This window comes from Streptosporangium sp. NBC_01755, from assembly GCF_035917995.1.
Classification (GTDB): domain Bacteria; phylum Actinomycetota; class Actinomycetes; order Streptosporangiales; family Streptosporangiaceae; genus Streptosporangium.
Genome location: NZ_CP109131.1, coordinates 3,259,082 through 3,285,365, shown reverse-complemented (window position 1 = coordinate 3,285,365; position 26,284 = coordinate 3,259,082). Strand labels below are relative to the sequence as shown.

Genomic DNA, 26,284 nt, shown 5'->3' with positions numbered 1-26,284 from the left:
AATGTTGAGATAGGCCGCCTGGCAGGCGGCGACGCGCCGCGTTCTGCGGTGAGACCGCGGCAAGCGGTGTTTCACGGGGGACTCCGGGGGGAGACGCATGCATTCAGTCAGACGGCGCCGTCATGCCGCCGCGGTGGCGGGCCTGGCCTGCTGCCTGATCGCCGGTCAGGGGCTCCCCGCCGGCGCCGTGCCCGGCCGGTCGGGGCCGGCCGACGACGCCGCGCCTGGCGGCGTGTCGGGCCCGTCGGCCGAGGAGGTCGCCGAGGCGAGGGCCATGGCCCGCGAGCGTGGTGAGAGGCTCGGCGCGACCACGGTCCTGGTCGCCGAGGCACGGGCCAGGCTGGAGGAGCTCGTCGCCGACGCGGAGAGGCTCGTCGAGGCGTACAACGGTGAGCTGGTCAGGACGGCTCGCGCCAAGGAGTTCTCCGGGCAGGCGGCCGAGCGGGCGAAGATCGCCGGCTTCCAGGTCGGCAAGGCGCGTGAGGCGGTGGCCGCGATCACGGTCCGGAGCTACGGCGGGCTGGACATCGCCCAGCCCATGATGGCCATGATGACCGGCAACGGGGGACCCGCGGACGACGGCTACCTGCGCAGGGCCAGCATTCTGGCCCATATGGGCGGGGGGCAGGCGGAGACGCTCAAGCAGCTGCGGGAGTCCCAGGAGGTGCTCGCCATCCTCCAGGCGCAGGCGGATGACGCGTACGCCAAGCAGCGGGAGGCACAGGCGGAGGCCGAGGAGGCGAAGCAGGCCGCGGAGGAGGCCGTCGCCAGGCAGGTCGACGAGACTCGGCGGATCGAGGAGGAGCAGGCGCGGCTGGAGAAGCTGGCCGACGAGGCACGGAGCACGGCCGAGAAGCTCGCCAGGGAGCGCGAGGTGGCTCTGGAGCAGGCCAGGATCGCCAGGGAGAACGCCGAGCGGGCCCGGTTCCAGGCGGCCGCGATGCGCCGCGAGGCGGCCCGGATGGGGGTGGCCTCAGGGGAGCCCGCGTCGCGCTGGGCGCTCAACATGACCGCCGAGTCGGCCAGGGGCGACATCGCCGCCGACTGGGCGCTCACCCAGCTCGACAAGCCGTACGTGTGGGCGGCAGACGGGCCGGCCGCCTACGACTGCTCGGGGCTGACCATGCGGGCCTGGGAGAGGGTCGGGATCGTCATGGACCACTGGACCGGCACCCAGTGGACCTCGGGCCCGCACGTGCGGCTCAGCGAGCTCCGCCGGGGCGACCTGCTCTTCTACGGCCAGGCCACGGGGAATCCCGGCGACATCCACCATGTGGGGATCTACGTCGGCCGGGGGCTGATGGTGCACGCCCCGCAGACGGGGGACGTGGTCCGGGTCGCGCCGATGTGGCGCAGCGACCTCATCGGCGCGACCCGTCCCACGTGACGGCGTGAAAGGACCGACCCGTCCCGCGTGGTGGCTCAAGGGTGTTGAGCCATCCCGTGTGACGGCGTGAAAGGACCGACCCGTCCCGCGTGGTGGCTCAAGGGTGTTGAGCCATCCCGTGTGACGGGCGGAAGACCGGCCTGTCCGGTGGTGACGGCCCGGCAAGCACTGAGCCGTCACCCGTGACGGCTCAGTGCTTGCCGGGGTCCTCGTCCTGGGCGCGCTTGATGGAACGGACGATCTCCTCCTCGGCCTCCACCCTGCCGACCCAGTTGGCGCCCTCGACCGACTTGCCGGGCTCCAGCTCCTTGTAGACCTCGAAGAAGTGCTGGATCTCCAGGCGGTCGAACTCCGGCACGTGATGGATGTCGCGGATGTGCTCCATCCGGGGGTCGGTGGCGGGGACGCACAAGACCTTGTCGTCGCCGCCCTTCTCGTCGGTCATGCGGAACATGCCGACCGCCCGGCACTTGATCAGGCAGCCGGGGAAGGTCGGCTCCTGGAGCAGCACCAGGGCGTCGAGCGGGTCACCGTCCTCGCCGAGGGTGTTTTCGATGAAGCCGTAGTCGGCGGGGTACTGCGTGGAGGTGAAGAGCATCCGGTCGAGCCTGATGCGGCCTGACTCGTGGTCCACCTCGTACTTGTTCCGTTGCCCTTTGGGAATCTCAACGAGAACGTCGAACTCCACCGCGGTTCCTCCACTCAAGGCCCCCCGGGCACCCCCGGCTGGGCGTTAATGTCTCGTAGGCGCTTTATGCCTGATGGATACGATGATGAAAGGTCGACGAGATCATGCGGCGTGAGCAGTGGGTGGCCTTGGTCACTCTCTTCCTGCTGCAGATTTTCGTCGTCGCGGCCGGGGCACACCTGCTCACCAGTGATGTGCTGGTCAAAGGTGAATCCGCCGAGCGTGCCATGTCAGCGGCGCCGCCCCCCGTCCCGGTCATCACCGCGGGTCCGGTGCTGGCCGCTGGGGGGAACGGACCTCTCCCCGCCAAGGGTACTTTGGCAGGGCGGTTAACCGAAGCGTTGGGTGACCCCGCCTTGGGGGGAAATGTCGGGGCCACGGTCATCGACGCCGAGACGGGCGCCGTGCTGTTCGGCAGCCACGGGACCAAGGGCATCACCCCCGCCTCCACCACCAAGGTCGTCACCGCTGTCGCGTCGCTGGCCTCGCTGGGGCCCGACGCCAGGCTCAGCACCCGGGTGGTGCGGGGCTCCGCGCCAGGCTCGATCATCCTCGTCGGCGGCGGTGACCCCACCCTGGCGAGTCCGAGGACGGCGGCGAGCCAGGTCTATCCCAAGCCCGCATCTCTCGCCACCCTCGCCTCGCGCACCGCCAGGGCGCTGGCGGCGGCGGGGACGTCCAAGGTGACGGTGGCCTACGACGACTCCCTCTATATGGGGCCGCGCACCGCGGTGTCGTGGAAGCCCGGCTACGTACCCGAGGGCAGCGTCGCCCCCGTCACGGCGCTCATGGTCGACGAGGGCAGGATCTCCCGCGGCGGCCAGAGAGCCTCCGACCCCTCCCGTGCGGCGCACGCCGCGTTCGTGTCGCTGCTGTCGAAGTACGGCGTCACGGTTTCCAAGTCCGCCAAGCGGTCCAAGGCGCCGGCCGGTGCCAAGGAGATCGCCCGGGTCGAATCCGCGCCGGTCTACGCCCTGGCCGAGCGGGCACTCACGCTCAGCGACAACGACCTCTCCGAGGCGCTGGCCAGGCACGTGGCGATCAAGGAGGGTGAGCCCGCCTCCTTCGACGGCGGCGCCGCGGCCGTCGGCAAGGTGCTGGCCAGGCTCGGCGCGGAGAAGGGCGTGCTGGTCTTCGACGGCAGTGGGTTGTCACCCAGAAACCGCATCACCCCCCAGGCCCTGGCCCACCTGGTCGCGGTGGCGGCCTCCCCGGCCAACCCCGGCCTGAACCCGATCGCCAGCGGCATGCCGGTCGCCGGCTTCAGCGGCACCCTCGGGCACAGGTTCGACAAGATCCGCTCCGCCCACGGGCTCGTCCGCGCAAAGACGGGCACCCTGGACGGGGTCAACACGCTGGCGGGTATGGCCACCACGCGTGGCGGGCGCCTGCTGACCTTCGCCTTCATGGCGGACGAAGTCCCACCCGGCTGGGGCAAGGCGGAGGCGGCCCTCGACAGGCTCGCCGCGGTGGTGGCCGCTAGTTGATCATGGGTTCCGGGTGCGCGGCCCGGGAAGGGAGCACGTACGGTGGACGGTATGCAGGTGATCGACTGGGATCTTGCCGTAGCGACCGGAACGCGCCTGGTGCGCCCCGGGCCGCAAGTGAGCCGAGAGGAGGCCCGGCAGGCCGTCGCTGATTTGCGGCGGCTCTCGCGCGAGGCCGAAGGGCACGTCCGAGAGTTCACCCGAATCGACACCGAGACCGCGCCGCAGCCCGCGACCGTCGTCGACAGGCCCGGCTGGATCAAGGCCAACGTCGATGGGTTCCGGGTGGTGCTGGAGCCGCTCACCGAGCGGATGGCCGCCCGCGGGATCCAGACGCCGGCGATCGTGGGCGCGGTGGGCTCGCGCATCACCGGTGTCGAGGTGGGTGCGGTGCTGGCCTTCCTCGCCTCTCGCGTCCTTGGGCAGTACGAGCTGTTCCTGCCGCCGGATCCGACCGGCCAGGCGGCCACGGGACGCCTCACCCTGGTGGCGCCCAACATCGTCCACGCCGAGCACGAGCTCAACGTCAACCCGGGTGACTTCCGCCTCTGGGTCTGCCTGCACGAGGAGACCCACCGGGTGCAGTTCACCGGCGTCCACTGGCTGCGCGAGTACGTCAGGACGCAGACGACGGACTTCCTGCTGGCCTCCGACATCGATCTGCCCACCCTGCTGGAGCGGCTTCGCTCGGCCGCCGGCACGTTCACGGACGTCGTCAGGGGCGGCGAGGGCAATCTGATCGACGCGATCCAGACGCCCGAGCAGAGGGTGATCCTCGACCGGCTCACCGCGGTGATGACCCTGGTCGAGGGGCACGGCGACTACGTCATGGACGCGGTCGGCCCCTCGGTGGTCCCCTCGGTCGCCGACATCCGGGCCAAGTTCCACCATCGCCGTGAGGGTGGTTCCCGCTTCGACCGCACCATCCGCAGACTGCTCGGCCTCGACCTCAAGATGAAGCAGTACGCCGAGGGGTCGGCCTTCGTCCGCACGGTCGTCGGCCAGGTGGGCATCGACGGTTTCAACAAGGTCTGGACCTCGCCCGATACCCTTCCCACCCAGGGTGAGATCTCCAAGCCCGAGCGCTGGATCGCCAGGGTGATCGACGCCCCGGCCATCCCCAAGGTCGGCGGAACCGCCGGCTGATCGCGACCGGCTGAGGCGTCCGGCCCCCGCGACAACACGCGGGGGCCTTCTCCTCCTGGGGTCACGGTGCCGTGGCCCTGTCCGAGGCCGTACGACGGCGGGCAGCCGACCTTCACGGCGCATGCCGTCACGGCGGTCACGGTGCCGTGGCCCCGTCCGAGGCCGGACAATGGCGGGCATGGGTCCGCATCCCGCCGTCGCCGATGTCCGCCGTGCCGTACGGCACGTGCTGAGCGACCTGGAACCGGGCGAGCTGGTGCTGGCCGCGTGCAGCGGCGGCGCCGACTCCCTGGCCCTGGCCGCGGCGCTGGGTTTCACCGCGCCCAGGGCCGGGCTTCGGGCCGGCCTGCTGACCGTCGACCACGGCCTGCAGGCGGGTTCCGGGGAGCGTGCGGCCGACGTCGTGCGGCTGGCTTCAGCTCTGGGGCTCGATCCGGCCGAGGCGCTCGCCGTCTCCGTCGGCGTCTCGGGAGGCCCTGAGGCGGCGGCCAGAGCGGCCAGGTACGCGGCTCTGTCACAGGCGGCCGAGCGCCTCGGGGCGGCGGCCGTGCTGCTCGGGCACACCAGGGACGACCAGGCGGAGACCGTGCTGCTCGGGCTGGCCAGGGGGAGCGGCCCCCGGTCGCTGGCCGGGATGCCCGCGCGGACCGGGATCTACCGGCGGCCGCTGCTGGGGCTCGGTCGCGCGACGACGCTGGCCGCCTGCGCGGCGCTCGGACTCACCCCGTGGGACGACCCGCACAACCTCGACACTCGCTACACCCGGGTCCGGGTTCGCGAGCGGCTGCTCCCCGCCCTGGAGGACGAGCTGGGCCCCGGTGTCGCCGAGGCGCTCGCCAGGACCGCGGACCTCTGCCGTGACGACGCCGACGCGCTCGACGCCTGGGCCGCGGAGGCCTACGCCCGCATCGCGGTACGAGATTGCGCTCTTAGCGATATCGGCGCGGTGACGATGGCCGTCCGGGACCTGGAGGGCCTTCCTGCCGCCGTACGTCGCAGGGTGCTGCGGAGAGCGGCGATCGACGCGGGGGCGCCACCTGGCACTCTCGCGGCCTCGCACGTCCTCCAGATGGACCGTTTGGTCACGGCATGGCGGGGACAGCGGCGGATAGAGGTGCCCGGGGGGGTGGGGGCGATCCGACGGTATGACACCCTGATACTCGCCAGACAGTCAGTCAGCCCCGTTTCGTAAGGAAAATCCCAGGTGGACGCAGCCGACATGGGCAAAGACCTCTCGAAGGTCCTCATCCCCGAGGAAGAGCTCCAGGCCAAGATCAAGGAGCTCGCGGGCCGGATAGACGAGGACTACGCGGGCAAGGACCTGCTGATCGTGGGCGTGCTCAAGGGCGCGGTCATGGTGATGGCGGACCTGGCGAGGGCCCTGCACGTACCGGTGCAGATGGACTGGATGGCCGTGTCGTCCTACGGAGCGGGCACCAGGTCGTCGGGCGTCGTGCGCGTGCTCAAGGATCTCGACACCGACATCGCCGGGCGCCACGTGCTGGTCGTCGAGGACATCATCGACTCGGGCCTGACCCTGTCGTGGCTGGTGCACAACCTGAAGTCGCGCAACCCCGCCTCGGTGGAGATCTGCGCCGCGCTGCGTAAGCCGGAGGCGGTCAAGGTGCCGATCGACGTCAAGTACATCGGCTTCGACATTCCCAACGAGTTCGTCATCGGTTACGGCCTCGATTACGCCGAGCGCTACCGAAACCTCCCCTTCATCGGAACTCTCGCCCCGCACGTGTATGGAGCGGGCTGAAAAGTACGCCCTGCGCGAAGAGTGTCATTCACAAACGCGACATTGCCCATAGCGGCGGGGAACACGGACCTACCTGACGTACGTTGGTAGGGAAAGCCGGTGCTGTCCGCGCGGTGACCCCGCACGCCACGCCGGTGTACCTTCGGACGACCGAAGAGGTGGCCTCCGCCACTTTCGGACAGTCAGTTGGAGCGGTTAGGGATACCGCGAACCCCGGGTCCGCCCGGGGTTGCCAGGTTCTGGTCAGGAAGGGACGGGCCCGCCGGGGTTCCGCATCGGATGGATCTCAAGCGATTTACACGTGGGCCACTGCTGTGGATCCTGGGCATCGTCGTTCTGCTGCTTCTCGTCACCACCATGTGGGGCGGCGACGGCAACTTCGAGAAGAGAGACACCTCTCAGGTCATCAGCTGGATCGACGAGGGCAAGGTCTCCAACGCGAAGATCATCGACAAGGAACAGCGCATCGAGGTCACGCTGACCGACGGCAAGCGCTACTACTCCTCGTGGGTGACAGGCCAGGGCGTTCAGCTCGCCGACCAGCTCCAGACCGCCGTCGAGGCGAAGAAGCTGGCCAAGGGCTACACCGTCGACGTGCCCAAGGAGAACTTCCTCCTCAGCCTCCTGGTGAGCTTCCTGCCGATCGTCATCATCGTGCTGATCTTCCTGTTCATCATGAATCAGATGCAGGGCGGCGGCTCCCGGGTGATGAACTTCGGCAAGTCGAAGGCCAAACTCATCACCAAGGACACTCCGAAGACCACCTTCGCCGACGTCGCGGGTGCCGACGAGGCCATTGAGGAACTCCAGGAGATCAAGGAGTTCCTGCAGGCCCCGGCCAAGTTCCAGGCGATCGGTGCCAAGATCCCCAAGGGTGTGCTGCTCTACGGCCCGCCGGGAACCGGTAAGACCCTGCTCGCCAGGGCCGTCGCCGGTGAGGCCGGGGTGCCGTTCTACTCCATCTCCGGCTCCGACTTCGTGGAGATGTTCGTCGGCGTCGGCGCCTCGCGAGTCCGCGACCTGTTCGAGCAGGCCAAGGCGAACGCCCCGGCGATCATCTTCATCGACGAGATCGACGCGGTGGGCCGCCACCGCGGCGCCGGTCTCGGTGGCGGTCACGACGAGCGTGAGCAGACGCTGAACCAGCTCCTCGTCGAGATGGACGGCTTCGACGTCAAGGGCGGCGTGATCCTGATCGCCGCGACCAACCGGCCGGACATCCTCGACCCGGCGCTGCTGCGCCCCGGTCGTTTCGACCGCCAGGTCACCGTCGACCGCCCCGACCTGGAGGGCCGCAAGGGCATCCTCAAGGTGCACGGTCGCGGCAAGCCGTTCGCCGAGGGCGTCGACCTCGACATCATCGCCCGCAGGACACCCGGTTTCACCGGTGCCGACCTGGCCAACGTGATCAACGAGGCCGCGCTGCTCACCGCGCGGGCCGACGAGAAGCTGATCACGATGGAGCTCCTTGAGGAGTCCATCGACCGTGTGATGGCCGGCCCCGAGCGCAAGTCCCGCGTCATGTCGGACCAGGAAAAGAAGATCATCGCGTACCACGAGGGTGGTCACGCCCTGGTCGCGCACGCGCTGCCCAACTCCGACCCGGTCCACAAGATCACGATCCTGTCCCGCGGACGCGCCCTCGGCTACACGATGACGCTGCCGATGGAGGACAAGTTCCTCGCGACCCGCTCGGAGATGCTGGACCAGCTCGCGATGCTGCTCGGTGGCCGCACGGCCGAGGAGCTCGTCTTCCACGAGCCCACCACCGGCGCCTCCAACGACATCGAGAAGGCCACCTCCATCGCCCGCCGCATGGTCACCGAGTACGGCATGAGCGAGCAGCTCGGCGCCCGTAAGTTCGGCAGCGGCAACGGCGAGGTCTTCCTCGGACGTGAGATGGGCCACGAGCGTGACTACTCCGAGAAGATCGCCTCCACGATCGACGAGGAGGTCCGCCGCCTCATCGAGTCGGGCCACGACCAGGCATGGGAGATCCTCGTCGAGTACCGCGACGTGCTCGACAACCTGGTGCTGGAGCTGATGGAGAAGGAGACCCTCTCCCGCGAGCAGGTCCTGCGGATCTTCGCCCCGGTCGTCGTCAAGGAGAAGAGGCCCTCCTACTCCGGCTACGGCAAGCGGCTGCCCTCCAGTCGCCCGCCGATCCTGTCCCGCAAGGAGCAGTCGGGCAACGGCTCGCTCCCTCCCGGTGAGCAGGTTACCGAGGGTAACGGCATTCTCCCGAACGGATCGGGCCGGCCTGACTCCGTGCAGAGGGATGGGAACTGAGCGTGGGTGTCAAGCCGCTTCAGCTCGACACGGTCCGGCTGGAGAGTGCGGTCCGTGAGATCCTCATCGCCATCGGCGAGGATCCCGACCGCGACGGTCTCCGGGACACCCCGGCCCGCGTCGCCCGCGCCTACGCGGAGCAGTTCGCCGGACTGGGGCAGACCCCCGAGGACGTCCTGACCACGGTCTTCGACGTCGACCACGACGAGATGGTGCTCGTCCGCGACATCGAGGTCTACTCGACCTGCGAGCACCACCTCGTGCCGTTCCACGGCGTCGCCCACGTCGGCTACATCCCAAATGAGAAGGGGCAGGTCACCGGCCTGTCCAAGCTCGCCCGCCTGGTCGACGTCTACGCCAGACGTCCCCAGGTGCAGGAGCGGATGACCTCCCAGATCGCCGACGCGCTCATGGACGTGCTGGAGCCGCGCGGGGTCATCGTCGTGATCGAGTGCGAGCACCTCTGCATGACCATGCGGGGTGTCCGCAAGCCCGGCGCCAAGACGATCACCTCGGCCGTGCGCGGGGACTTCCGTAGCAGTGACAGGACCCGCGCCGAGGCGATGGCCCTGATCATCCGCTGATCTCGCAGAGCATCAACGAAACCCCGTCCGGACCTGGCCCGGACGGGGTTTCGCGCTGTCGCCCGGAGAAATCCCCCAAGCTGACCTTGATCCGGCTAATATCGCCATACCCGGCAGGGCCGGGTGCTCTGTGATCTTCGGATCGCGGCGGACACGCCCCAGGGTCCCCCCGGAGGAGGACGCATGCAGGCCGGACACCCCGACCGAAGGCCGTCCGCTCCGTGACGGGTGTACGGATTCGTGGTGGCACAAGCCGGACCCGCGAGACGGGCGGACGGTACGCAACGCCTAGGCTTGTCCGCATGACTACGTGGAGTGTGCCCGGACTGCCGGACGCGGGCCGGTGTCTCGTGATGGGCGTGGTCAACGTGACTCCTGACTCCTTCTCCGACGGCGGCCGATGGTTCGACCCCGCGGAGGCCGTGCGTCACGGCCTGGAGTTGGTCGAGCAGGGGGCCGACATCATCGATGTGGGGGGCGAGTCCACCAGGCCGGGCGCCGCGAGGGTGCCGCTTGAGGAGGAGATGGCCAGGGTCGAGCCGGTCATCAGGGAGCTGAGCCGCGCGGGGGTCGCCGTCAGCGTCGACACCATGCGGGCCGAGGTCGCCCAGGTGGCGGTGGAGGCCGGGGCGAAGCTGGTCAACGACGTCAGCGGGGGGCTGGCCGACCCGGCGATGCCCCGGGTCGTGGCCGCCTCCGGTGTGCCGTACGTGGTGATGCACTGGCGGGGGCACAGTCACGCCATGGCGGATCGGGCCGTGTACGGCGACGTGGTGAGCGAGGTCTGTGACGAGCTCACCGGGCGGGTCGCCTCCGTGCTGGCAGAAGGGGTGGCGAAGGAACAGATCGTGCTCGATCCCGGGCTGGGGTTCTCCAAGAACCCCGACCACAACTGGGCTCTGATCGCGGGCCTCGACAGGCTCGCAGAGCTGGGCTATCCGCTGCTCGTCGGGGCCTCGCGGAAACGTTTCCTGGGCCGCCTGCTGGCCGCCCCGGACGGCACGCCACGTCCTTTCAGCCGTAGTGACGATGCCACGCTCGCCGTTACCGCCCTGGCCGCGCAGGCGGGGGCCTGGTGCGTGCGCGTGCACGATGTCCGCCCGAACGCGGACGCCGTCCGTGTGGCTGCCGCAGTTCAGAGAGCGAGACCATGAGCGTCGACACCACCGCCGTCGAGACGGTCAACCAGGCGTTCTACACCGCCATCGAGGACGCCGACCTCGACAAGATGACCGAGATCTGGGCCGAGGACATCGAGGGCGAGCAGGTGAGCTGCGTGCACCCCGGGTGGCCGATCGTGAACGGGCGGCAGGAGGTGCTGCGCTCATGGGCGCTCATCATGGCCAACACGCCCTACATCCAGTTCGTGCTGACCGACGTCCGCGTCATGGTCCTGGGCGACGTCGCCATCCTCACCTGTGAGGAGAACATCCTCACCGCGGGAGACGAGGGTGATTCCAGCTTCGCCGCGGGCAAGGTGGTGGCGAGCAACACCTTCGTGCGCACGTCCGCGGGGTGGCGGCTCTGGCTGCATCACGGCTCGCCCGTGCTGCAGGGTGACGACGACGAAGAGGAAGAGGAGGTGGCGTGAGCGAGCGCACCGGCGAATGGCCCGACGGGAACGGTTCCCGGGTGGCCGAGGGGCGGGCCGGTGACGGATCCCACGGCCAGGAGCCGCTGCGGATCCACGACGGCGTCGCCGACCTGATCGGCGATTCGCTCCAGGATCGGCCGGCGGATCCGGCCGGTGCGGCGGCGTACGGCCTGCCGTCGGGCCAGGTGGCGGACCGGATCAGCCTGAAGGGGCTGCGGGTGCGCGGGCGGCACGGCGTGCTGGCGGCGGAGCGGGAGCTCGGCCAGGAGTTCGTCGTCGACGTCACGCTCTTCCTCGACACGGCGCCCGCGGCGGCCGGTGACGACCTCGGCAAGACGGTCCACTACGGCGAGCTCGCCGAGGATCTGGCGAGGGTCGTGGCGGGCGAGCCGGTCGACCTGATCGAGACCCTGGCCCAGCGCCTGGCCGATGTCTGCCTGGCCCGCGAGCTCGTCCGGTCGGCGGAGGTGAGCGTGCACAAGCCCGCCGCGCCGATCCCGATGCCGTTCGACGACGTGATCGTGACGATCACCCGGAGCAGGGCATGAGGGCGGTCCTGGCACTCGGCAGCAACCTGGGTGACCGCTTCGGCACCCTGCGGGGCGGGCTCGACGCCCTCTTCGCCAAGCCGGGGCTCACGCTCGTCGCGGTGTCGCCGGTCTACGAGACCGACCCGGTCGGCGGCCCGGAGCAGGGCGCCTATCTCAACGCGGTGGTGATCGCCGAGAGCACGCTGGAACCCCGGGCGCTCCTCGATCGTGCTCAAGGTGTGGAGAACGCCTTCGGCCGGGTCCGGGTGGAGCACTGGGGAGCGCGCACCCTGGACGTCGATCTGATCACCGTGGGAGATGTCGTCATGGACGACCCAGACCTGACCCTGCCGCATCCCAGGGCGCACGAGCGGGCGTTCGTGCTGGTCCCGTGGGTGCGGGCCGATCCGGACGCCGTCCTGTCCGGGCGTCGGGTGGCCGATCTGCTGGCCGGTCTCGACCAGGACCGTGTACGGCCCCGTCCCGAGTCGCTCCTCCAGGGGCCCGGGTGAGGCCCAGCCGTCCCGGCGTCCTCGTCGGGCTCTTCATCGTGGTCACGATCCTCACCTGGGCACTGCTCAAGCCGCTCTACGTGTCCCTGCCGACCATGCCGTGGACGGCGATCCCGACGGTGCTGGTGCTGGCGATCGGCGAGGCCTACAGCGGGTGGATGACGAAGGCCAGGATCGAGCGCAGGCCCGACACCAAGCCCGTCGAACCCCTGGCCGTGGCGCGGCTGGCGGCCCTGGCCAAGGCCTCCGCGTACGCCGGGGCGGCCTTCGCGGGCCTCTTCGCCGGATTCACCCTCTACACCGCCGAACTGCTTGACCAGAGGGTCCCCCGCCAGGACTTCTTCATCACCGGAGGGTCGCTGCTGGTGTGCGTGCTGCTGGTCTGCTCGGCCCTGTACCTGGAGTACTGCTGCAAGGTGCCCAAGGACTCCGGGGACGACGACCGCTGAGAGTTCCGGCCGCGTCGGGGTGTACCGCGCCGCGTGTGCCCAAGGACTCCGGGGACGACGACCGCCGAGAGTTCCGGCCGCGTCGGGGTGTACCGCGCCGCGCGTGTGCCCGGTTCTCCGTGGCGATGGTCGTTCAGGGGGTGCGTCAGCGTCCTCTCGCACTCCACTTCCGGCCGAAGAGCATGATGACCGGGAGGGTGCACACCAGCGCCCCGGCGACGGTCAGGGGTCGTTCCAGCCACCAGAGCAGGTCGGGCCGGACCCGGCTGCCCGGCCCGCTGCCCGCCAGCCACCAGGTCAGTGCCACCCAGATGGCCATGCCGGTCGTGTGGAACAGGAAGAGCGGAAGCGCGAACCGGTTGACCGTCTCGTTCACACGCTGCCACCTGGGGCGATCGAGCAGGCGTTCCATGGACGGCCTCAGCGCCTCCACCAGGCCGATCTGGAAGATCAGCAACGCCACGATGACAAAGGTGGGCGGCGCCATGTTGGACAGCTTGTCACCCGGCACGCCCACCATCGAGCCCGGGTAGATGCCCGAGTAGACCAGGCCGAAGAGTGCGAAAAGCCCGGTCCACAGGATGGCGACGTCGAAGCGGCGGGGAAGCGCCACCACCCGGGCGTAGAAGAACCCGGCCTGGTGGGCCAGCCCCCAGACGATGATCATGTTGAGCCAGCCCACGGCCTCGTACCCGTAGCGCAGTCGCAGCACGTCGACGACGAGCGCCGCCCCCGCCAGCCAGATCAGGATCAGCACGTCGTAGTGCCGGTGCAGCCAGAGCGCGACCGGGAGCAGGGCGACCAGCATGAGGTAGACGCCGATGAACCAGAGCGGGCTGATGACGAGCAGGACCACCCGGTCCATCCACCTGATCCCGAACGCCCACGTCACGGCCGCGCCCAGCACGATCCAGGTGCCGGCCAGCGCCAGCGTCGGGATCGCGAGACCACGGATGCGCCGCCACACGAAGGTGCCGATGCCCACCCCGCGTCCGTAGGCACGCTCCCAGGACAGTAGGTGGACGTACCCGCCCACATAGAAGAAGAGCGGCAACACCTGGAGCAGCCATGTCAGGATCCACAGCCCTGAGGTGAAGCCCAGCGGGCTCGTCGGTGAGGGGCCGTCCGGCCCCCACTGGAGGATCGTGAAAGCCCAGTGCCAGACCACCACGACGAGCAGGCTGAACGCGCGCAACCAGTCGACGTACCGGTTCCGTTCCGGCCTGCCGTCGGCCGGAGGGGCACCGGGAGGCACGGAGCCGGTGGGGGGTTTCGAGGCCGCGAAGGTCTCGGGGTCGACGGGGTCGACGGGATCGACGGGGGATGCGGGTGTCGTCGGAGGAGCCGCCTTCTTCTTGCCTCGCCTGGGTTCGATCATGAGGTCCTAACCGTGCCTCACTTGTCGATGTCGCCGACGACGAAGAACATCGAGCCCAGGATGGCGACCATGTCGGAGACCAGGTTGCCGGGGAGCATCTCGCGCAGCACCTGGATGTTGTTGAAGGAGGCCGAGCGGAGCTTCAACCGCCACGGCGTCTTCTCCCCGCGCGAGACCAGGTAGTAGCCGTTGAGGCCGAGCGGGCTCTCCGTCCAGGCGTAGGTGTGGCCCTCGGGGACCTTCAACACCTTGGGCAGGCGCTGGTTGATCGGCCCCTGGGGCAGCTCGTGCAGCCGCCGCACGCAGGCGTCCGCCAGGTCCAGGGAGACCTTCACCTGCTCCAGCAGCACCTCGAACCTGGCGTGACAGTCTCCGGCGGAGCGGGTGACGACCTTCACCGGCAGCTCGCCGTAGGCGAGATAGGGCTCGTCCCTGCGCAGGTCGAGGTCGACGCCGGAGGCGCGGGCGATCGGGCCGCTCACGCCGTACTGCATGATCGTCTCGCGGTCCAGCACGCCCACCCCGCGGGTACGGGCGAGGAAGATCTCGTTTCCGGCGATCAGATTCTCGATGTCGGGCAGCCGTCGCCGCACGTCGGCCACGGCCGTCGTGACCCGGCCCAGCCACCCCTCGGGCAGTTCCTCCTTGAGGCCGCCGACCCGGTTGAACATGTAGTGCATCCGCCCGCCGGCGATCTCCTCCATCACGGCCTGGAGGGTCTCGCGCTCCCGGAACGCGTAGAACACCGGGGTGATCGCGCCGAGTTCCAGCGGGTAGGAGCCAAGGAACATCAGGTGGCTGAGCACCCGGTTGAGCTCGGCCATCAGGGTCCGCGTCCAGACCGCCCTGACCGGCACCTCCATGCCGAGCATCCGCTCCACCGCGAGGACGACGCCCAGCTCGCTGGCGAACGCCGACAGCCAGTCGTGCCGGTTGGCCAGCACGATGATCTGCCGGTAGTCGCGTACCTCGAACAGCTTCTCCGCGCCCCGGTGCATGTAGCCCACGATCGGCTCGGCCGAGCTGATCCGCTCCCCGTCCAGGGTGAGCCGTAGCCGCAGCACGCCGTGCGTGGACGGGTGCTGCGGCCCGATGTTGAGGATCATGTCCTCGGTCGCGAGCTCCTTGCCGTGCGCTTCCCGCACGGCGGCGGCTCCTGCTCCCATCCCCACGTTCAGCTCACGGCGAGGCTCATTCATACGCCTATGCTGTCACGTCAGCCGCGCGAGGCAAGATCCCGCAGGGCGGCGATCAGCCGATCGACGTGCTCGGAGGTGGTGCCGATGCCGATGGAGGCGCGCACGGCGGAGGCGGTGAGGTCCTCGCAGCCGCCGTCCTTGGCATCCAGCAGGTGCCGCACGAAGGGGTGGGCGCAGAACTTGCCGTCGCGGACGCCGATGCCGTAGTCGCCGGACAGGGCCTCGGCGACCTCGCGGGCGGTGAAGCCGTGCACCACGAAGGAGACGATGCCGACGCGCGGGTGGTCAGGACCCCACAGGGACAGCTCCTGCACGCCGGGAACGGAGGCGAGGCCCGCGCGCAACCGGCCGAGGAGGCGCTCCTCCTCGCGGACCAGGGGGGACCAGCCGGTGGCGGTCAGGGCGTCGCAGGCGGCGGCCAGCGCGATGGCACCCAGCACGTTCGGGGTTCCGGCCTCGTGGCGGATCTCGGGGTCGTCGTGCCACTCGGTCTCGTCATCGTTCACCGCCTTCACCGCGCCGCCGCCCCGCAGGTACGGTTCGGCGTCGGCCAGCCAGTCGGAACGGCCGATCAGCGCGCCGGTGCCGAACGGGGCGTAGAGCTTGTGGCCGGAGAAGACCACGTAGTCCAGGTCGAGCGCGGTCAGGTTGAGGCGGCGGTGCGGGACGAGCTGCGCGGCGTCGACGAGGACGCGGGCGCCGTGGCGGTGGGCGATGTGGGCCAGCGCGGCGATCGGCCAGAGCTCCCCGGTGACGTTGGACGCGGCGGTCACGACCAGCAGCTTGGGGCCTTCGATCGAGGCCAGGGCCTCGTCGACGGCGCGGACCGCCTCGCCGGGGAAGGCGGGGACCGGCAGCCGCAGGGCACGCTCCCAGGGGAGCAGGGAGGCGTGGTGCTCGGTGTCGAAGACCACGGCGGTGGTGCCCTCGGGCAGGCTGCGGGCCAGCAGGTTGGTCGCGTCCGTGGTATTCCTGGTGAAGATCACCGAGTCGTCGGGACGGGCCCCGACGAAGGCGCGTACCGTCTGCCTGGCCTGCTCGTAACGGGCCGTGGTCAGCTGGGACGCGTACCCCGCGCCTCGGTGGACGCTGGAGTAGGCCGGGAGCGCGGCGGCGACGGCGGCGCTCACCGGCTCCAGACAGGGGGCGCTCGCGGCGTAGTCGAGGTTGGCGTAGCGGACGAGCCTGCCGCCCCTGACCGGAACCTCCAGGTCGGAGCCGAGCACGGCGGGGATCGGCCTGTCGTCGGACGTACGGGTCGCGGGGACGGTCGCGGGGGCGGCGGCTGTGGCGGTGCAGATCGTTGGTGCGGACATGCCAGGGCTCCTTCGAGGTCATCGGACCCCGACCCGTGACATGGGTGCCTGGAGCCCGCGCTTGCCCGGCACACCTCGTGCCGGACCAGGTCCTCACCCGGGGCACCCCGCCGCGGACGCGAGGGTTGCCGGCCAGCGAGCCGGGGCTTGTCACTGGCACTCATGACCTACGGGGGAACTATAACCGAGGTCTGGTGGGAGTCCGCAAGTGATGTCTCCCATATTCGGGAACTCGCGACGGGTTTCGTTCGTCTGGGCAGTGGGCCTGATAGAGCCAGGCGAAGGGTGATGTTTGTCCCGGTAGTGGGCTGAATAAAGCCGAATGTCGGGTCTCGTCGTGCCGGTGATGATCAAGTAGAACCAAGTGGAGGCGTAGATGTTGGATTGGGTGACCAACCCGGAGATCTGGATAGGGTTCGTCACCCTTGTCGCTCTGGAGATCGTGCTCGGTATCGACAACATCATCTTCATCTCGATCCTGGCCGGAAAGCTCCCGCCCGGACAGCGCGACAAGGCGCGCAGACTGGGCCTCCTCGCGGCCCTCGTCAGCCGGTTGGCGCTGCTGCTGGCGCTGGCGTGGGTGGTGAAACTCACATCGCCGCTCTTCGAGGTCCTCGGTCAGCCGATCTCGGGACGGGATCTCATCCTGCTCGCCGGCGGTCTCTTCCTGCTGGGCAAGAGCGTCATCGAGATGCACGACAGCATCGAGGGCAAGACCGGGCACGGCAGTGCCAAGGTCGCGGCCTCCTTCGGCTCGGTGATCGTCCAGATCATGCTGCTGGACATCATCTTCTCCCTCGACTCGGTCATCACCGCGGTCGGCATGGTCGACCAGATCGGCGTCATGGTCGCGGCCGTGATCGTCTCGGTCCTGGTGATGCTCTTCGCCTCAGGCCCGATCAGCCGCTTCGTGGACAAGCACCCGAGCATCAAGATGCTCGCCCTGTCGTTCCTGGTGCTGATCGGCGTCGTGCTGATCGCCGAGGGCCTCGGGCAGCACATCTCCAAGGGGTACATCTACTTCGCGATGGCCTTCTCGCTCATCGTGGAGCTGCTGAACATCCGCCTGCGCGCCAAGACGGCCCGGACCGAGGAGGCTGACAAGCCGGCCCGGACCGAGGAGGCTGACAAGCCGGCCCGGACCGAGGAGGCTGACAAGTCGGCCGAGGTGTAGCCGGACGGTGTTCCGGCTCGTCGTGGGGCTGTGGGCGTGCCACAAGATGCCCCCCCGGCGCGTGGCGCGATGGTGTTCTCGCTTGTCGTGAAGCCGTTGGACACCCGTCCGCACACCACGATGTTCCAGCTCAAGGGAGCGAACACGTCAACCAAGGAATATGGCGACATTACGATGTCTGTGTGCGCTTTGATCCTTGGAATCCGGAATTCGTCGCCCATCCGTACGACGTCTACGACGAACTTAGGCGGCAGCAGCCGGTCGGCTTCTTCGAACCGACCGGCCAGTGGCTGGTCGCCCGGCACGCCGATGTCAACGCGCTGCTGCGCGACCGCCGACTCGGCCGCTCCTACCTGCACGTGGCCACCCACGCCGAGTTCGGCAGGCCCGACGACCCCGAGTTCCAGGACCCGTTCTGGCGGGTGGTCAGGGCCGGGATGCTCGACGTCGAGCCGCCGGTGCACACCCGGCTCCGGCGCCTGGTCTCCAAGGCGTTCACCCCGCGCATGGTCGAGGCGCTCCGTCCCAAGGTCGCCCGGATCGCCGGGGAGCTGGTGGACCGCTTCGTCGAGCGCGGCGGCGGAGACCTGATCTCCGAGGTCGCCGAGCCGCTCCCGGTGACCGTGATCGCGGAGATGCTCGGCGTGCCCGAGGCCGACCGGCACCTGCTCCGTCCCTGGTCCGCCGACATCTGCGGGATGTACGAGCTGCACCCCTCCGTCGAGGCCCAGCACACCGCCGTACGCGCGGCCGAGGAGTTCTCCGCCTACCTCGTCGAGCTGGCCCGGGCCCGCCGGGCGAACCCCGGTGACGACCTGATCAGCGCGCTCGCCCTGGTGGCAGAGGAGGGCGACAGGCTCACCGAGGAGGAGCTGGTCGGCACCTGCGTGCTGCTGCTCAACGCCGGGCACGAGGCCACGGTCAACGTCACGGGAAACGGCTGGTGGTCGCTCTTCCGCAACCCGGCCGAGCTGGAGCGGCTCCGCGCCGACCACGGCCTGCTGCCCACCGCGATCGAGGAGATGATGCGCTGGGACACCCCGCTGCAGATGTTCGAGCGCTGGGTCCTGGAGGACATCACCGTCGGCGGGGTGGACATCCCGCGCGGCACCGAGGTGGCCCTGCTGTTCGGCTCGGCCAACCGCGACCCAGAGGTCTTCGCCGACCCCGGCCGCCTCGACGTCGGCCGGGTGGACAACCCGCACATATCCTTCGGCGCGGGCATCCACTTCTGCCTGGGTGCCCCGCTGGCCAGGATCGAGCTGATCGAGTCCTTCGGCGCACTCCTGCGCAAGGCGCCGAAGCTGGAACTCGTCACCGAGCCCACCTGGGGCCCGGGCTACGTCATCCGGGGCCTCACCGCCCTCGACGTGCGGGTCTGAACCGGCCCGTACGGAGCCCACCTGGGGCCCGGGCTACGTCTCCGGCGGACCAGCTCGTTCCCTCGGGTCCGTGCGAGAGCCGTCCAGAAGGCGGCGGAGTTCTGGACGGCCAGATGGAGAGAGGCCATGCGTTCGGCGGGAATGGCGTGCGCCGGGAGAGTGCTCATGGCGATAGACCCTATGAGGCGAAAGGATCTTTGTTCAGCTCCGTTTCCCCGCCGGCGGGCGGACCGCTTCGGAGACCGATGGTCGCCGGGCGGTCTTCTCAGAGGCGGGTCTGGGAGAGCCAGCCGAAGCCGCCGAGGCCGCCGGGGGCGATCAGCTCCGCCTCCTCGGAGGCTCGGGCGAGGGCTTGCAGGTAGCCGCGCGGGTCGCTTCCGGCCTGTTCGACCGGAGGGCGGTTTCCGGTGATGCCAAGGGCGCGCAACGCCTCCCGCTGGGTGGTCAGCGCCGCCGTGACGGCCCCGGCGCTTTCGCCGGCGGCCGCGCAGGCGTCAAGCGCCACGTGGGCCGTGATGTCGCACGAGCCGTCGGGCACCGGCGCGACCATCGCCCCGTCGCGGTATCCGGCCAGCGTGCCGTACGGCGGCCGGTCGGTCAGGGAGTGGGCGTAGTCGATCGCGATCGCCCGGCCGCGTGCCAGCCGTACGATCACCGACGCCCAGGCCCGGTCGCGGGGCCTGCCGATCTCGGCCCGCTCGCCGGCGGCCCGCATCGGCCACCAGCGGGCCAGCCACGCGAGATCGGCCTCGGCCGGCCTGCCACCGAGCCGCTCCTCGCCGTCGGTGACGTTGACCAGGACCAGCCGGGGTCCGTCGGCCGTCTGCTCCACGATGTCGACGGGAACGTTGTCCAGCCACTCGTTGGCGATCACCAGGCCACAGATCCCGTCCGGCGCGGCCCTTGCCCAGACGATCTCCTCGGGCAGTGTCGGCGGCCGGGTCGCCAGGTCCACCGCGGTCACTCGCAGCCTCGACCGCAGCGCGGGTGGTGCGGCGGCGAGCACCCCGGCCGCCAGCACGCCCTCGCCGGCGCCGATGTCGACCAGGTCGAGCACCTCGGGGCCGCCGAGCACCTCGTCAACGGCGGTCAGCTCGCGCAGCACGGCCTCGGCGAAGACGGGAGAGGCGCCGACCGAGGTCCGGAAGTGACTGGAGGGTCGTTCACGGAGGTAGAAACCGCTCTCGCCGTAGAGCGCGTGCTCCATCGCGGCGCGCCAGGTGAGCCACACGCTCTCAGACGCTACCCGTCGAGGCGAAGGAACGAGATCAACTCGCGCTGACGCTTCGAGTGAGTACATGACCGCATTCTGTCACCGGCTTGTACGATCGTTGTCGATGCCACGTCGGCGCGTCGTCACCCGGATCGCCGTGTGAGCCGGGTTTCCCGCTTCTCGGCAGGTCTCGCAGACCTGTGTTGCCCGGTGCGGGGCTCTCGGGGTGGGACGTTGACGCGCTGTCACCTGGATCGTGTCAGGAGCCGGGGCGTCGGCTCTCCGGCGAGTCTCGTACGCTCTCGGATACCCGGTTCGGGGCTCCCGCAGCGAACACGGCCGTCGCGAGCGAACACGCGCCTTGACTCGGTTGCGGCAGTGTGGCCCGTTACGCTGGTCAATCAGGCACGGAGCCCCACATGGTCGAAGGACGGGACGTCATGGACGCAGTCGATCGCCCGGCACGGCTGGCCGTCGGAGTGGTTGGAGCGGGCAGGGTCGGTTCGGCGCTCGGTGCGGCGCTCGCCAGGGCGGGACACCGGGTCGTCGCGACGAGCGGCGTCTCCGACGCCTCCAGAGAGCGGGCGGTCGAGCGCCTCGGACTCATCCCGATCCGGCCCGAGGACGTGGTGGCCGGCGCGGACCTCGTCCTGCTGACGGTCCCCGACGACGTGCTGCCCGATCTGGTCTCCGGCCTGGTGGAGACCGGTGCCGACCTGCGGGGCAAGCTGGTGGCGCACACCAGCGGCGCGTACGGCCTGGCGGTGCTCAATCCGGCGATCAAGGCCGGGGCGCTGCCGCTGGCGCTGCATCCCGTGATGACCTTCACCGGCCGTGACGACGACCTGCGCCGTCTCACCGGAATCTCCTACGGGGTGACCGCGCCCGACGGGCTCCGTCCGGTGGCAGAGGCCCTCGTCATCGAGATGGAGGGCGAGCCGGTCTGGATCACCGACGAGGACAGGCCGCTCTACCACGCGGCTCTCGCGGGAGCGGCCAACCACATGGTGACGCTCGTCGCGGAGTCCTCCGCGCTGCTGGAGAGGATCGGCGTGGAGCAGCCGGGCAGGATGCTCGGCCCGTTGCTCGGTGCGGCTCTGGAGAACGTGCTGAGGCTCGGCATCGCGGGGCTGACCGGCCCTGTGGTGCGCGGCGACGCCGGTACCGTCCGCAGGCACGTGGACGCGCTGATCCTCGCGGCCCCGGAGGCCGCGGACGCCTACGTGGCGCTCGCCAGGCTCACGGCCGACCGGGCGCTGGCGGCCGGGCTGCTCAAGCCCGAGGCCGCCGAACGCCTCCTGGACGCCCTGGGGGGCAACATCTGGACCTGAGACCCCCGGCCGATCTGGACCTGAGATCCCCCGGCCGCCGGTTCGACGGAAGAAACCGACACGATGGAGGAAACCGACCCGACGGAGGAGATCGGCCTGTTGAGGGGGCCGACCCGGCGCGGGAGCCGGTCGGTGTCGTCGGTTTCCCCCGGCCACCGGCCTGACGGAGGGGGCCGACCGGCAGGGGGCCGGTCTGACGGGGGGAGCCGGTCGGTGCCGTCTCCTCCCTCCGTAGGCTTGGGGCGGGGGTCTCCACTCTCGGGGCGGGGGTCTCCACTCTCCAGGAATTTCGACTCTCCAGGAATTTCGATGAACGTCGCCCTTCTCCGGCCAGGAGGCCGGAGCACCCCCGGGAGGTTCCAGTGATCGTGGCGGACGACCGCGCAGGGCTGCTCAAGGCCCGCGAGACCCTGGGGATCGGCGCGGGTGCCTCCGAGGGCGGGAGCGCGCTGGCGCTGGTGCCGACCATGGGCGCGCTGCACGAGGGACACCGCTCGCTCATCCGCCTGGCCCGCCGGAGGGCGGCCCACGTGGTGGTGAGCATTTTCGTGAACCCGCTCCAGTTCGGCCCAAGCGAGGATTTTTCCCGCTATCCCCGTACATTCGACGCCGACCTGGAGGTCTGCGAGGCCGAGGGGGTGGACGTGGTGTTCGCCCCGTCCGTCGAGGACATGTACCTGCCGGACAGGCAGGTCGGCGTCTCCGCGGGACAGATGGGTGCGATCGTCGAAGGGGAGTTCCGGCCAGGCCACCTCGACGGCATGCTGACCGTGGTGCTGAAGCTGTTCAACCTGGTCCAGCCAGATGTGGCGGTGTTCGGGCAGAAGGACGCGCAGCAGCTGGCGATGATCCGCCGGATGGTCGCCGACCTGAACCTGCCGGTCTCCGTCCTCGGGGCGCCCACGGTCCGCGAGCCGGACGGGCTGGCGCTGTCCAGCCGCAACCGCTACCTGTCGCCGGAGGACCGGGTGGCCGGCCTTGCCCTGTCCCGCGCCCTGAACGCGGGGGCCGGGCAGCGCACGCCGGCGGAGATCCGCCGGGCCGCGCTCGCCGTGCTGGAGGCCGAGCCGTCGCTGGCCGTCGACTACCTGGTCCTGGTCGACCCCGCGACCTTCGCCGAGGTCGGTGACGACCACGTGGGCGAGGGGATCCTCGCGGTGGCCGCGCGGGTGGGGTCCACCCGGCTGATCGACAATGTCACGCTCACCCTTCGCTGACCTCTGGAAGCCCTCCCGCGACGCGGTGGCGCCCGGTTCCTCGCGTGTGGGTTCGTCGTGCGCCCGGCAGGCGGGGCGTGCCTCTCATCCGCGCCCCACCCCGGGGAACAGCCGCGCCGGGGATGGCGTTATCGTCACGCTGACGAAATGAACGGCCTCTATGACTCCGCGAGGAGGCGGCAATGAGCATCCCGGCCATACCCCAGAGGTTGACCGCTCCTGTTCCGGGCTGGACGGTCCAGGCGGACGTGGTCGTGGTGGGCTCCGGCATCGCGGGTCTCACCCTGGCACTGCGGTACGCCGGCCTCGCCCCCGAGGCGAAGGTCCTGGTCGTCACCAAGGATGTCCTGTCGTCCGGGTCCACCCGCTGGGCCCAGGGCGGCATCGCCGCCGTGCTCGACCCGCGGGACACCCCCGCCGAGCACCTGTCCGACACGCTCCTCGCAGGGGTGGGCCTCTGTGACGAGGAGGCCGTCCGGGTCCTGGTGACCGAGGGGCCCGACGCGTTGCGCGGCCTGATCGCGATGGGCGCCAGGTTCGACACCGACGATTCGGGGGAACTCCAGCTCACCAGGGAGGGCGGACACCGGCGTAACCGCATCGTGCACGCGGGCGGCGACGCCACCGGGGCCGAGGTGCAGAGGGCACTCGTGGCGGCGGTCAGGGAGTCGGGGATCGAGGTGATCGAGCACGCCCTCGTACTCGACCTCCTCAAGGACGCCGAGGGGCGTGCCGCCGGTGTGACCCTGCACGTCATGGGCGTGGGTGAGCGCGACGGGGTGGGCGCGGTCACGGCCGGGGCCGTGGTGCTGGCCACCGGCGGCATGGGCCAGGTCTACGCCGCCACCACCAACCCCGTCGTCTCCACCGGGGACGGGGTGGCGCTCGCGCTGCGGGCGGGCGCCGTCGTCAGGGACCTGGAGTTCGTCCAGTTCCACCCGACGGTGCTCTGGCTCGGCGAGGACTCCACCGGCCAGCAGCCACTGATCTCCGAGGCGGTCAGGGGCGAGGGCGCGGTGCTGGTCGACGCGGACGGCACCCGGTTCATGCGGGACGTCCACGAGCTCGCCGACCTCGCCCCGCGCGACGTCGTGGCCAAGGCGATCATGCGGCGGATGAGCGCCACCGGCGCCGACCACGTGTATCTCGACGCCCGCCACTTCGGCGAGGAGAAGTGGCGCACCCGCTTCCCGACGATCCACGCGGTCTGCCTGGAGCACGGCATCGACCCGGTCACCCGGCTCGTCCCCGTCGCCCCCGCCGCCCACTATGCCAGCGGCGGCGTCCGTACCGATCTGCGCGGCCGTACCAACGTGCCCGGCCTGTACGCGTGCGGCGAGGTCGCGTGCACCGGTGTGCACGGCGCCAACCGGCTGGCCTCCAACTCCCTGCTCGAAGGCCTGGTCTTCGCCGGGCGCATCGCCGAGGACATCCACGCGGGGCGCGAGGCCGCGGGCGAACCGGCCCCGGACGACCGTCCCGCCGGCCTGATCGATCCCAGGGCCCGGGTCAGGATCCAGGGGCACATGAGCCGGGGGGCGAGCGTGCTGCGTAGCCGGGAGTCCCTGAGAGAGGTCGCCAGGGCCCTGCTGAACCTCAGGTGGACCCCGGTGGCGGTCGAGCCGTGCACCGAGTCGTGGGAGACCACAAACCTGCTGACGGTCGCCTCCGCGCTCGTGGCGGCCGCCCGCGATCGCCAGGAGACCAGGGGGTCACACTGGCGTGAGGACTTTTCCGAGCGAGACGACACCTGGTGGCTGGGCCACCTCGACGTGACCCTGACAGCGGAGGGACCGACCATGACATACGTACCGCACGGGCAGCGCGCGACCGTGCTGCCGCCCCAGGTGGAGAACGACCTCACCGAGGCGGGCCTGGACCCGGTCGCGGTGGTCGCGGTCCTTGAGGCCGCGGCGGTCGAGGACGTGGCGGGGGGCGACGTCACCAGCATCGCCACCATCCCGGCGGAGCAACGCGACACCGCCGACGTGGTGGCACGCGCGGACGGCGTGGTCGCGGGGCTGGCCGTGGCCGAGGGCGCGTTCTCCTACCTCAGCGGGGGCCGCCTGACGGCCGAGCGCAGGGTCAAGGACGGCGAGTACGTCGCCAGGGGTGACGTACTGATGACCGTCACCGGTCCCACCAGGGACCTGCTGACCGCCGAGCGCACCGCGCTCAACCTGCTCACCCACCTGTCCGGTATCGCGACCCTGACCGGCCGGTGGGTCCGGGCCGTCGAGGGGACCGGGGCCCGGATCCGGGACAGCCGCAAGACGCTGCCCGGACTGCGCGCCCTGGAGAAGTACGCGGTCCGCTGCGGTGGTGGTATCAATCACCGCATGTCACTATCGGACGCCGCGCTGATCAAGGACAATCACGTGGTGGCCTCCGGTGGGGTCGCCGAGGCGTTCCGTGCGGTCCGTGACGCCTACCCCGGTCTGCCGATCGAGGTCGAGGTCGACCGGATCGACCAGATCGAGCCGGTGCTGGCCGAGGGAGCGGAGGAGATCCTGTTGGACAATTTCACGGTCGAGGAGCTGGCGCGGGCCGTACGGCTGGTGGACGGCAGGGCGCGGCTGGAATCCAGTGGAGGATTGACCCTCCAACTCGCTCGTGATGTGGCCGAAACAGGTGTTGACTACCTTGCCGTGGGCGCGCTCACGCACTCGGCACCGGCGCTGGACATCGCCTTGGACCTTCGGGGGAATTGATGCTGCTTGCCATCGACGTCGGCAACACTCACACCGTTCTCGGCCTCTTCGAGGGAGAGGACGTCATCGAGCACTGGCGGATCGCCACGGACGCCCGGCGCACGGCGGACGAGATCGCCGTCGTGCTCCAGGGGCTGCTCGGGCAGTCGCCGCTGCTCAAGGGCGCCGACGTCAACGGCATCGTGATCTGCTCCACCGTCCCCTCGGTGCTCAACGAGATGCGCGAGATGTGCCGCCGCTACTACGGCGACGTGACGGCGGTGATCGTCGAGCCAGGCGTCCGCACCGGGGTGCCGGTCCGGATGGACAACCCGAAGGAGGTCGGCAGCGACCGCATCGTCAACGCGCTGGCGGCCATCCAGCTGTACGGCGGGCCGTGCGTCATCGTCGACTTCGGGACCGCGACCTCCTTCGACGCCGTCTCCGCCAAGGGGGAGTACGTCGGCGCGGTGACCGCCCCCGGCATCCAGATCTCGGTGGACGCGCTCGCCGCGGCGGGGGCGCAGCTGCACAAGGTGGAGCTGGTCCGCCCCCGCTCCGTGATCGCCAAGAACACCGTCGAGGCGCTCCAGGCCGGCATCATCTACGGTTTCGCCGGTCAGGTGGACGGGATCGTCGAGCGGATGGCGGCCGAGCTCGCCACCGACCCCGACGACGTCACGGTGGTCGCCACCGGCAGCGCGGCGCCGCTGGTGGCCAGCGAGGCGCGCTCGATCGACATGCACGAGCCCTGGCTCACGCTGATCGGCCTGCGCCTGATCTACCACCGCAACGCCACCTGAGAGCGTCGTGACACCGGTGCCGCGACACACCAGGTGACGTGCACACCAGGCGACGTGACACCGGCGAGAGCGCCACGACGCCGCCCGGGAGCGTCGTGACGCCGTTGAGGGCGTGTGTCCCCGGAGAGCACTGCGGCGTCACCGAAGGCGTCG

At 70.1% G+C, this 26,284-nt stretch carries 23 protein-coding genes and 1 riboswitch; of the genes, 18 read left to right on the top strand and 5 right to left on the bottom strand.

Annotated elements, in window-relative coordinates; genetic code table 11:
* The first annotated feature begins 97 nt into the window (after nt 1-97).
* The gene (locus tag OG884_RS15075; RefSeq protein WP_326645973.1) at nt 98-1,387 is read left to right on the top strand and encodes a C40 family peptidase; all 1,290 of its coding nucleotides are present in this window, start codon (nt 98-100) and stop codon (nt 1,385-1,387) included.
* Between the two features lie 190 nt (nt 1,388-1,577).
* Here the strand turns inward: OG884_RS15075 and OG884_RS15070 are convergent, their stop codons facing one another.
* Nucleotides 1,578-2,075, bottom strand: coding sequence for an inorganic diphosphatase (locus tag OG884_RS15070; protein WP_326645972.1), 498 nt, complete (start codon nt 2,073-2,075; stop codon nt 1,578-1,580).
* 104 nt (nt 2,076-2,179) lie between these two features.
* On the opposite strand from OG884_RS15070, the gene dacB reads away from it, so the two are divergent.
* The 11 genes from dacB to OG884_RS15015 all read left to right on the top strand — a co-directional run bounded on the left by dacB (nt 2,180) and on the right by OG884_RS15015 (nt 12,428).
* Nucleotides 2,180-3,562, top strand: a complete 1,383-nt coding sequence (gene dacB / locus OG884_RS15065; protein ID WP_326645971.1) for a D-alanyl-D-alanine carboxypeptidase/D-alanyl-D-alanine endopeptidase — start codon at nt 2,180-2,182, stop codon at nt 3,560-3,562.
* Nucleotides 3,563-3,613: 51 nt separating this feature from the next.
* Entirely contained in the window at nt 3,614-4,708 is a 1,095-nt protein-coding gene (locus OG884_RS15060; protein WP_326646931.1) for a zinc-dependent metalloprotease, read from the top strand.
* 178 nt (nt 4,709-4,886) lie between these two features.
* Nucleotides 4,887-5,900 carry a tRNA lysidine(34) synthetase TilS gene (gene tilS / locus OG884_RS15055; protein ID WP_326645970.1) on the top strand — a complete coding sequence of 338 codons (1,014 nt, stop codon included), beginning with the start codon at nt 4,887-4,889 and terminating at the stop codon, nt 5,898-5,900.
* 12 nt (nt 5,901-5,912) lie between these two features.
* Nucleotides 5,913-6,470: a hypoxanthine phosphoribosyltransferase gene (hpt, locus tag OG884_RS15050; protein ID WP_326645969.1), complete on the top strand. Its 558-nt coding sequence runs from the start codon at nt 5,913-5,915 to the stop codon at nt 6,468-6,470.
* A gap of 279 nt (nt 6,471-6,749) precedes the next feature.
* Entirely contained in the window at nt 6,750-8,759 is a 2,010-nt protein-coding gene (gene ftsH / locus OG884_RS15045; protein ID WP_326645968.1) for an ATP-dependent zinc metalloprotease FtsH, read from the top strand.
* Nucleotides 8,760-8,761: 2 nt separating this feature from the next.
* Nucleotides 8,762-9,343, top strand: coding sequence for a GTP cyclohydrolase I FolE (gene folE / locus OG884_RS15040; RefSeq protein WP_326645967.1), 582 nt, complete (start codon nt 8,762-8,764; stop codon nt 9,341-9,343).
* Nucleotides 9,344-9,645: 302 nt separating this feature from the next.
* On the top strand, nt 9,646-10,497 hold the full coding sequence (gene folP / locus OG884_RS15035; protein WP_326645966.1) for a dihydropteroate synthase: 852 nt from the start codon (nt 9,646-9,648) through the stop codon (nt 10,495-10,497).
* Nucleotides 10,494-10,934 carry a nuclear transport factor 2 family protein gene (locus OG884_RS15030; RefSeq protein WP_326645965.1) on the top strand — a complete coding sequence of 147 codons (441 nt, stop codon included), beginning with the start codon at nt 10,494-10,496 and terminating at the stop codon, nt 10,932-10,934. Before folP ends, OG884_RS15030 begins: the two co-directional genes overlap by 4 nt.
* Nucleotides 10,935-11,122: 188 nt before the next feature.
* Nucleotides 11,123-11,485: a dihydroneopterin aldolase gene (gene folB / locus OG884_RS15025; RefSeq protein ID WP_326646929.1), complete on the top strand. Its 363-nt coding sequence runs from the start codon at nt 11,123-11,125 to the stop codon at nt 11,483-11,485.
* Nucleotides 11,482-11,979, top strand: a complete 498-nt coding sequence (gene folK / locus OG884_RS15020) for a 2-amino-4-hydroxy-6-hydroxymethyldihydropteridine diphosphokinase (RefSeq protein WP_326645964.1) — start codon at nt 11,482-11,484, stop codon at nt 11,977-11,979. The genes folB and folK overlap by 4 nt, the downstream gene beginning before the upstream one ends.
* Entirely contained in the window at nt 11,976-12,428 is a 453-nt protein-coding gene (locus OG884_RS15015) for a DUF3180 domain-containing protein (protein ID WP_326645963.1), read from the top strand. Before folK ends, OG884_RS15015 begins: the two co-directional genes overlap by 4 nt.
* A gap of 145 nt (nt 12,429-12,573) precedes the next feature.
* On the opposite strand, the gene OG884_RS15010 is transcribed toward OG884_RS15015, so the two are convergent.
* From OG884_RS15010 to OG884_RS15000, 3 genes are read right to left on the bottom strand one after another with little or no spacing between them, the layout of a single operon-like run.
* Nucleotides 12,574-13,806, bottom strand: coding sequence for an acyltransferase family protein (locus tag OG884_RS15010; protein ID WP_326645962.1), 1,233 nt, complete (start codon nt 13,804-13,806; stop codon nt 12,574-12,576).
* Between the two features lie 17 nt (nt 13,807-13,823).
* The gene (locus OG884_RS15005; RefSeq protein WP_326645961.1) at nt 13,824-15,005 is read right to left on the bottom strand and encodes an NADH-quinone oxidoreductase subunit D; all 1,182 of its coding nucleotides are present in this window, start codon (nt 15,003-15,005) and stop codon (nt 13,824-13,826) included.
* A 17-nt stretch (nt 15,006-15,022) separates the two neighbouring features.
* Nucleotides 15,023-16,321 carry an aminotransferase class V-fold PLP-dependent enzyme gene (locus tag OG884_RS15000; RefSeq protein ID WP_326645960.1) on the bottom strand — a complete coding sequence of 433 codons (1,299 nt, stop codon included), beginning with the start codon at nt 16,319-16,321 and terminating at the stop codon, nt 15,023-15,025.
* 52 nt (nt 16,322-16,373) lie between these two features.
* Nucleotides 16,374-16,489: riboswitch (SAM riboswitch) on the bottom strand.
* Between the two features lie 208 nt (nt 16,490-16,697).
* Here OG884_RS15000 and OG884_RS14995 point away from each other — a divergent pair.
* Together OG884_RS14995 and OG884_RS14990 are read left to right on the top strand one after the other, a co-directional pair.
* Nucleotides 16,698-17,495, top strand: a complete 798-nt coding sequence (locus OG884_RS14995) for a TerC family protein (RefSeq protein WP_326645959.1) — start codon at nt 16,698-16,700, stop codon at nt 17,493-17,495.
* Between the two features lie 182 nt (nt 17,496-17,677).
* Nucleotides 17,678-18,877 (top strand): cytochrome P450, encoded by a 1,200-nt coding sequence (locus OG884_RS14990; RefSeq protein WP_326645958.1) that lies wholly within the window; start codon nt 17,678-17,680, stop codon nt 18,875-18,877.
* A gap of 265 nt (nt 18,878-19,142) precedes the next feature.
* Here the strand turns inward: OG884_RS14990 and OG884_RS14985 are convergent, their stop codons facing one another.
* On the bottom strand, nt 19,143-20,108 hold the full coding sequence (locus tag OG884_RS14985) for an SAM-dependent methyltransferase (RefSeq protein ID WP_326645957.1): 966 nt from the start codon (nt 20,106-20,108) through the stop codon (nt 19,143-19,145).
* Nucleotides 20,109-20,530: 422 nt separating this feature from the next.
* Here OG884_RS14985 and OG884_RS14980 point away from each other — a divergent pair, with 422 nt between their 5' ends.
* The 4 genes from OG884_RS14980 (at nt 20,531) to OG884_RS14965 (ending at nt 26,131) form a co-directional block, all read left to right on the top strand.
* Nucleotides 20,531-21,421: a Rossmann-like and DUF2520 domain-containing protein gene (locus tag OG884_RS14980; protein WP_326645956.1), complete on the top strand. Its 891-nt coding sequence runs from the start codon at nt 20,531-20,533 to the stop codon at nt 21,419-21,421.
* Between the two features lie 389 nt (nt 21,422-21,810).
* The gene (gene panC / locus OG884_RS14975) at nt 21,811-22,638 is read left to right on the top strand and encodes a pantoate--beta-alanine ligase (protein WP_326646928.1); all 828 of its coding nucleotides are present in this window, start codon (nt 21,811-21,813) and stop codon (nt 22,636-22,638) included.
* 182 nt (nt 22,639-22,820) lie between these two features.
* Nucleotides 22,821-25,349 carry an L-aspartate oxidase gene (locus OG884_RS14970; protein WP_326645955.1) on the top strand — a complete coding sequence of 843 codons (2,529 nt, stop codon included), beginning with the start codon at nt 22,821-22,823 and terminating at the stop codon, nt 25,347-25,349.
* Nucleotides 25,349-26,131: a type III pantothenate kinase gene (locus tag OG884_RS14965; protein ID WP_326645954.1), complete on the top strand. Its 783-nt coding sequence runs from the start codon at nt 25,349-25,351 to the stop codon at nt 26,129-26,131. The genes OG884_RS14970 and OG884_RS14965 overlap by 1 nt, the downstream gene beginning before the upstream one ends.
* Nucleotides 26,132-26,284 lie beyond the last annotated feature (153 nt).

Bases quoted from the DNA above. Each gene is read 5' to 3' on its own strand.
- OG884_RS15075 (WP_326645973.1), top strand. From the start codon at position 98: ATGCATTCAGTCAGACGGCGCCGTCATGCCGCCGCGGTGGCGGGCCTG.
- dacB (WP_326645971.1), top strand. From the start codon at position 2,180: ATGCGGCGTGAGCAGTGGGTGGCCTTGGTCACTCTCTTCCTGCTGCAG.
- OG884_RS15060 (WP_326646931.1), top strand. From the start codon at position 3,614: ATGCAGGTGATCGACTGGGATCTTGCCGTAGCGACCGGAACGCGCCTG.
- tilS (WP_326645970.1), top strand. From the start codon at position 4,887: ATGGGTCCGCATCCCGCCGTCGCCGATGTCCGCCGTGCCGTACGGCAC.
- ftsH (WP_326645968.1), top strand. From the start codon at position 6,750: ATGGATCTCAAGCGATTTACACGTGGGCCACTGCTGTGGATCCTGGGC.
- folP (WP_326645966.1), top strand. From the start codon at position 9,646: ATGACTACGTGGAGTGTGCCCGGACTGCCGGACGCGGGCCGGTGTCTC.
- OG884_RS15030 (WP_326645965.1), top strand. From the start codon at position 10,494: ATGAGCGTCGACACCACCGCCGTCGAGACGGTCAACCAGGCGTTCTAC.
- folK (WP_326645964.1), top strand. From the start codon at position 11,482: ATGAGGGCGGTCCTGGCACTCGGCAGCAACCTGGGTGACCGCTTCGGC.
- OG884_RS15010 (WP_326645962.1), bottom strand. From the start codon at position 13,806: ATGATCGAACCCAGGCGAGGCAAGAAGAAGGCGGCTCCTCCGACGACA.
- OG884_RS15005 (WP_326645961.1), bottom strand. From the start codon at position 15,005: ATGAATGAGCCTCGCCGTGAGCTGAACGTGGGGATGGGAGCAGGAGCC.
- OG884_RS15000 (WP_326645960.1), bottom strand. From the start codon at position 16,321: ATGTCCGCACCAACGATCTGCACCGCCACAGCCGCCGCCCCCGCGACC.
- OG884_RS14995 (WP_326645959.1), top strand. From the start codon at position 16,698: ATGTTGGATTGGGTGACCAACCCGGAGATCTGGATAGGGTTCGTCACC.
- OG884_RS14980 (WP_326645956.1), top strand. From the start codon at position 20,531: ATGGACGCAGTCGATCGCCCGGCACGGCTGGCCGTCGGAGTGGTTGGA.
- OG884_RS14970 (WP_326645955.1), top strand. From the start codon at position 22,821: ATGAGCATCCCGGCCATACCCCAGAGGTTGACCGCTCCTGTTCCGGGC.
- OG884_RS14965 (WP_326645954.1), top strand. From the start codon at position 25,349: ATGCTGCTTGCCATCGACGTCGGCAACACTCACACCGTTCTCGGCCTC.